The following is a 6000-nucleotide window of genomic DNA, read 5'->3' as shown; positions in this document are numbered from 1 at the left end:
ACAATTCTGGCTTGTCGCTAATCAAAGATGGATGGCCCTTTTGAAGAGCTGACACGTACCGAAGACTCAAAGACCGCCCATCTTGCCAACCTTTTTGGTGGCCAGCACCATTTGTTTCCCCTGAGATGACATGAGCAGATATAAGGATTACCGCAAGCCCCGTCGGCGTCGAGATGACGACGGCCCGTTTCCTTTTCCAGAAGAGGAAGCCGTCCCAAGCTTCTTTCATCAAATGTCACCTGCGACGACCAAGCCGGTAGACGCAGAGGTCAAGTGGTTCAATGCAAGCAAAGGTTTTGGCTTCGTCAGAATCTCGGACGGAAGGGACGCCTACCTCCATATTCGGGCATTGGAAGCGGTTGGAAGAAGCAGTGTCCCAGAGGGAGCGCGGCTTAAGGTCACCTTGGAAGAGACGCGAAAAGGCCATCAGGTCGCGCAAGTCCTGGAGATCGCACAGGAGACGGCCAACACTTCGACATCCGCGTCGGAAAGCGCCGGCACCGTCAAATGGTATAACGCCGAGAAAGGCTTTGGCTTCATTGCCCCTGAAGCTGGCGGAAAGGACGTATTCGTCCACGCCTCAACATTGGCCCGCTGTGGCGTCAGCGATCTCGTGGACGGACAAAAGGTTTTTGTCGAGTGCGCGCAGGGCAAGAAAGGTCTGGAGGTCCAAAGCATTCGTGTAGCTGCTTGAGACGGCCCAACCCTTTTTGTTGAACGCACGGCGGTGAGCCATTCACTGCGCATAAGCATATGAGAAAGGCGCGTTTGTCGCGGTGCTCGATCCTCTCTTTTAACGAGGGCCGATATGGTTCACATCGTGCTCACCATCCTTGGCATGGTCGTTCAAATTGAGGCTGCGGTTCATCATGGAACGCGGGCGCAACGGAATCGAACAACGTAACAGCACCTATAAGGTGGCAAACAGCGGCTTGACAGAGATTATCATGGCACTGCTTGCCGACGGCCTCGGCCCAGCAGGAATTGCCAAACTGGTCGGCTGCTGCACAATGCAGGTTTATCGGTTCATTTAAGTATCCTATGACTCTTCTGCTGCGATAGCGAGAATGGTCGACTAACGCCGATATAAGCRAATCATGCTGGCCTTCCTCGACAAAGCCGGTAAAAGAGTTCCCGTGTTGTCACGCAATAGGAGTAATTGAATGCCCGAGGGCACCGCAAATAGCCAAGGCCTGTTGATTGAACTTACGGCAGATATTGTATCTGCCTATGTCAGCAAAAACGCAGTTCCCCCCGCGTCACTGCCAGAGCTTATCGCAAGCGTGAATTCGTCATTGTCGAATCTTGGGCAAGCGGTCGAGCCAGAGAAGCCAGCCCAAGCGCCTGCGGTTAATCCGAAGCGGTCGGTGTTTCCCGACTACATCATCTGCCTGGAGGACGGCAAGAAATTCAAATCGCTTAAGCGGCATCTCAACGTCCACTACGGCCTGACGCCCAACGAATATCGCGAGAAATGGGGATTGAAGCCCGACTACCCCATGGTGGCGCCGAACTATGCGGCACAACGGTCGGCGCTGGCGAAGTCGAGCGGTCTCGGCCACAAGGCTGCCAGCAATTCCGAAAGGAAGTCGGCGAGGGCGGCACGCAAATCCAGGTAGTGGGTGCAAAGGTCGATGCGCCATAGGGTGGAATTGACCGGCCAAACCTGTAAGGCCTTCAAATCCGACATAGCTCTGCGCACAGCCGAAGCTAACTCGGAGGCGACAAGGACGCCGGCAATCCTTTCGTAGCAAGTCCTGCTACGGCTAAAGTGATCGCCGGCTGGTCCTGTGCAATCGCGGCCGATCGCGTCACAGCGGCTGCCTGGCTGCTTGAGCTGCGCGACCAGATCGCTAGGCTCGACTGAGCGCGAACTCTATCGCAGGGGTTTCTTGGAAGGTCTGCGCGGTCTCGAAGACCGCTTCGATTTCGCAGGCGAAGTCCAGATAAAATTGCCCGGGAGGGCTTTGAAGACGAAGCCGAGGCGGTATTGCGGCAGCGCTCCCGTCCTCCGCTGCAATCGACAACTCCGCAGCCCCAGCCAGCAGACTTGGCGTTCGACGTGGCTGATGAATAGACACCCGCGCCCGCCGTGATCAGGAGCGCCGGTGGCCGCACAAACTCCCGACTTTTCCGCTATCGATTCTGTCAGATTGGCGACAACTGTAGCTCGACCGAGACAGGCTCTTCGAGCGTAACCGCTGCAAATTTGAGAAAAATCTCGGTTGGCCTGAAATGGCATGATCCTTGTTGTCTTCCATTCGATGTGATCACCGCAGGCAAGAAACGCGACCGCTCGCAAAACCCAAATGGAGGAAAAGGATGATACGACCGGAAAGAGACTCAATCTTTGGTCAGCCCCGGCCGGGCCACCCCTCAGCACTTCGTTCGCCAAAACCATTGCGCACCGCGCCATGCACACAGACTGTCTCCGGCAAGACCTCGGCCTTTTCGATCGTCACGAGATCAGCCGCTTGCTCGCAACCCATCTTCCGGCGCACGCCTGTCAAGACTTTAGGGACTTCGATGCTTACTTCCGCCCGGAAGAGGGTGATATCCACTCCGCGCGTGTTGTGAACGGCTGGGATGATAGCAGTCTCGTTAGAGCCAGGCCGCGCTTGCTAAATCGCTCGACGTCTTGGGCATTCATGTAATTCAGGAATGACTTCCAATAGTTGCGAAGACGCGGTCCGGGCGCTGCGGTAGTTCGTTTGAATTCCTAGAAAGTTTCATCAAAGCAATAGTGGACACTTACGTCGATGGGCTTCGTGAAGACATTTATTGTCTCCTTCTTCCGCTTGGCAGCGGGATCGGCCTTTCCATTTGCTGCACTCACAGGCTGCCTGCTTGCCTCCACAGCCATGGGGCAGGAGAACCTGCTGGACGTTGCGAGATCGCTGTTTAGCCCTATTCCCAAGCGTACTGCATACCTGGACGGCAATCCGGCGACCTTAGAGAAGCTCGAGTTGGGCAAGATGCTCTATTTCGAACCGCGGCTCTCGCAAGCTCACAACATCAGCTGCAACACCTGTCATCAAATCGGCCGTGCTGGCGGCGATGGCCGCTCCACCTCTATTGGCCATAACTGGCAGCGCGGCGGCCGCAATGCGCCAACTGTATTCAACGCGGTGTTCAACATCGCTCAGTTTTGGGACGGACGGGCAGCGGATCTGATGGAGCAGGCCGGCGRCCCGATCTCCAATCCGACGGAGATGGGGACCACTCCCGGGCACGCCGTCGAAGAGCTCAAGGGCATTCCCGGGTACGTTGAGGCGTTCGGCAAAGCCTTCCCTGATGAAATCGACCCCCTCAGATATGACAACATCGCGAGAGCCATCGCCGTGTTCGAGGCGACGCTGATCACGCCCAACGCACCCTTCGACAAGTATCTCGAGGGTAACGAAAACGCACTCACCACTGAACAGAAGGAGGGGCTCAGGCTTTTCGTCGACAAAGGATGCTCGTCTTGCCACAACGGCATCAACATCGGTGGGAGCATGTACGCTCCTTTTGGGGTGGTCGAAAAGCCCGGCTGGGAGTTCCTGCCGCCTGACGACAAGGGACGCGTTGAGGTGACACGGAAGGTCGATGATGACTATGTCTTCAAGGTCCCTACTTTAAGGAACGTCGCACTCACCGCCCCCTACTTTCACAGCGGCCATGCATGGGATCTAGAGCAAGCCGTGGCGGTGATGGGGACGACCCAGCTTGGTACGCAGCTGAGCCCTGAGGAAGTCGACAAGATCACCGTTTTCCTACAGGCGCTCACCGGGGACCAGCCGAACGTAACCTATCCAACCTTGCCGCCGAGCGTCGCGACGACACCCCGGCCGGCGCCGTGACCGCATAATCCGAGAGGGCGGCTAATAGACGCCAGGAAGAGGCCAGACGCCTGCTTCAATCTTGATCGCCAATGAGCCATAGCCGCTTTTCCCGGCGCCGTCCCACGGAGGAGGGGATGTTCATCGCCTCGCGATATTTTGTGACGGTGCGGCGCGCTACATTGATGCCGGTTTCCTTCAGCCGGACGGCGATGTCGTCGTCGGAAAGCACGTCACCGGGCGATTCTTGAGCAATTATCGCTTTGATCCGATGYCGGACAGCTTCGGCGGAGTGCGCGTCACCGCCCTGGCAGGAGGCAATCGCGACGGTGAAAAAATACTTCAGTTCGAACACCCCGCGTGGGGTAAGCATATACTTGTTCGAGGTCACCCGGCTCACCGTCGATTCATGCACGTTGATCGCCTCAGCGACAGTCCTGAGATTGAGAGGCCGCAGATGAGCCACGCCATGTTGGAAAAAGGCATCCTGTTGGCGCACGATTTCAGTCGCAACTTTTAGAATCGTCTTGGCACGCTGATCCAGGCTGCGGATTAACCAATTCGCGTTTTGCAGGCATTCGTTCAGAAACGCTTGATCTTTCGGATTCTGGACGGCGTGTCGCGAGATTTCGGCGAAATAGGTTTGGTTGATCAAAACCTTGGGCAATGCGTCCGGATCAAGTTCGATCTGCCATCCACCTCCGGGCGAGGGCGTGACCCAGACGTCGGGTATGATGGATTCCGGCGCTCCGGATTGGAATCGGTTGCCAGGCTTGGGATCGAGCGCACGGATTTCATGCAACATCTCGAGAAGGTCTTCTTCATCAACGCAGCAATGCTGCTTCAACGCCTGGAAATCGCGTCTGGCAACCATCTCAAGGTTGGCAACCAAGGCGGCCATTGCCGGGTCGAACCGGTCTCGCTGACGCAACTGGATCTCGAGACATTCGCTGAGAGTGCGAGCAAAAATTCCCGGTGGATCAAACTGCTGCAAGGTTGCGAGAACCCGTTCCACATCCGTCTCGCGGGCGTTCAGTTTGCCGGCCAGTTCCACAAGGTCCACCCGAAGATAGCCCGTATCTTCCAGATGGGCTGCGAGCTCGCTGGCAATCAGCCGCTCCTGTGGTGTGAATGCAGTGAGCGCGATCTGACCAGCGACACGGTCGTGCAATGTTTCGGTGCAGGCGGCGAACTCGTCCAGGGCAGGGCGATTATCCGCAGGGGTGTTCGTCGTGTTGCGCAGCGATTTCCATTCCCCCAGTCGCTCTGTGGCCGCCGCGCTCGTCGGCCTATCCATGTCTTTTTCGCGTGCGCCGGTGGGTTGGTCTGCTGAAACCGGCACGTCGCCAAGAGCCTCACCGTCGTTTGAAGCTGGCTCCAAAAGCGGATTTTTCTCGAGTTCCTGCTCCACGAATTGATGCAGTTCGGCGCGCGCCAGTTGCAACAGGCGAATCGACTCAATGAGCTGAGGCGATGCCACCATAGATTGCTTCTGGCGTTGAAGCAGCCTTGCCGAGGACAGCATGTTGAGCGCGAAACTCCGATCGAGGAGGCTCTTGGCCGTGCGTTAATGGATTGTCAGACGCTCACTTGATCATGCGGCGGCCTGCAGTGTTTCAAGAACGTTCTGTGGCGATGAGACGGCATAGGGATCGCTCTCGCAGTTGTCGGAGAATCCTTCTTCCTCGAACCACTGCTCCACCGCTCCGTCGTCGATCAGGGCGGCGTAGCGCCAGGAGCGCATTCCGAAGCCGAGATTGTCCTTGGCAACCAGCATACCCATTTTGCGCGTGAACTCGCCTGAGCCGTCCGGGATAAGCTCGACCTTCTGCAGCCCCAAGGACTTGCCCCACGCATTCATGACGAAGGCATCGTTGACGGAGATGCAGTAGATTGCGTCAATTCCTTCCTTCTTGAACTCATCATAGAGCTTTTCAAAATTGGGCAGTTGGTAGGTCGAGCAGGTCGGGGTGAAGGCGCCAGGCAGCGAGAACAGGATGACGCGCTTGCCATCGAAATAGTCGTCGGATGTCTTGTCTTGCCAGCGGTATGGATTCGGCCCCTCGATGGATTCGTCGCGAACACGCGTGCGAAAGGTAACGAAGGGAACCTTCTTCGTGATGGTCATCAAGTTGCTCCTTTTAGAAGAAAACTGGCATGGCTTCTCGGTTTGGGCCGA

6 protein-coding genes and 1 pseudogene are annotated in these 6000 nt (G+C 56.8%); 5 read left to right on the top strand and 2 right to left on the bottom strand.

Annotation, left to right across the window (positions count from 1 at the left end; all coding sequences use genetic code 11):
* The first annotated feature begins 130 nt into the window (after positions 1-130).
* The 5 genes and pseudogenes from LCM4576_RS37565 (at position 131) to LCM4576_RS22835 (ending at position 3842) form a co-directional block, all read left to right on the top strand.
* Positions 131-694 (top strand): cold-shock protein, encoded by a 564-nt coding sequence (locus LCM4576_RS37565; protein ID WP_082044344.1) that lies wholly within the window; start codon positions 131-133, stop codon positions 692-694.
* A gap of 175 nt (positions 695-869) precedes the next feature.
* Positions 870-1034 carry a hypothetical protein gene (locus tag LCM4576_RS36580; protein ID WP_157901225.1) on the top strand — a complete coding sequence of 55 codons (165 nt, stop codon included), beginning with the start codon at positions 870-872 and terminating at the stop codon, positions 1032-1034.
* Between the two features lie 129 nt (positions 1035-1163).
* Entirely contained in the window at positions 1164-1619 is a 456-nt protein-coding gene (locus LCM4576_RS22845; protein WP_040971450.1) for a MucR family transcriptional regulator, read from the top strand.
* A gap of 687 nt (positions 1620-2306) precedes the next feature.
* Positions 2307-2654, top strand: a pseudogene (locus LCM4576_RS22840) (nitrogen fixation protein NifQ); the annotation flags it as partial.
* Between the two features lie 105 nt (positions 2655-2759).
* On the top strand, positions 2760-3842 hold the full coding sequence (locus LCM4576_RS22835; RefSeq protein WP_083361472.1) for a cytochrome-c peroxidase: 1083 nt from the start codon (positions 2760-2762) through the stop codon (positions 3840-3842).
* A 55-nt stretch (positions 3843-3897) separates the two neighbouring features.
* On the opposite strand, the gene rpoN is transcribed toward LCM4576_RS22835, so the two are convergent.
* Complete coding sequence (gene rpoN / locus LCM4576_RS22830) at positions 3898-5346, bottom strand: RNA polymerase factor sigma-54 (protein WP_071034765.1); 1449 nt, start codon at positions 5344-5346, stop codon at positions 3898-3900.
* A gap of 69 nt (positions 5347-5415) precedes the next feature.
* Complete coding sequence (locus LCM4576_RS22825; RefSeq protein WP_071034764.1) at positions 5416-5949, bottom strand: peroxiredoxin; 534 nt, start codon at positions 5947-5949, stop codon at positions 5416-5418.
* Between the last annotated feature and the right edge of the window lie 51 nt (positions 5950-6000).

It is taken from the genome of Mesorhizobium sp. LCM 4576, assembly GCF_001854815.1.
Classification (GTDB): Bacteria; Pseudomonadota; Alphaproteobacteria; order Rhizobiales; family Rhizobiaceae; genus Mesorhizobium; species Mesorhizobium plurifarium.
The sequence above is the reverse complement of the archived record's forward strand: the minus strand, read 5'-3'. Positions and strand labels throughout refer to the sequence as shown.

Excerpts from the sequence above, each read along its gene's own strand:
- LCM4576_RS37565 (WP_082044344.1), top strand. The coding sequence starts at position 131 with ATGAGCAGATATAAGGATTACCGCAAGCCCCGTCGGCGTCGAGATGAC.
- LCM4576_RS36580 (WP_157901225.1), top strand. The coding sequence starts at position 870 with ATGGAACGCGGGCGCAACGGAATCGAACAACGTAACAGCACCTATAAG.
- LCM4576_RS22845 (WP_040971450.1), top strand. The coding sequence starts at position 1,164 with ATGCCCGAGGGCACCGCAAATAGCCAAGGCCTGTTGATTGAACTTACG.
- LCM4576_RS22825 (WP_071034764.1), bottom strand. The coding sequence starts at position 5,949 with ATGACCATCACGAAGAAGGTTCCCTTCGTTACCTTTCGCACGCGTGTT.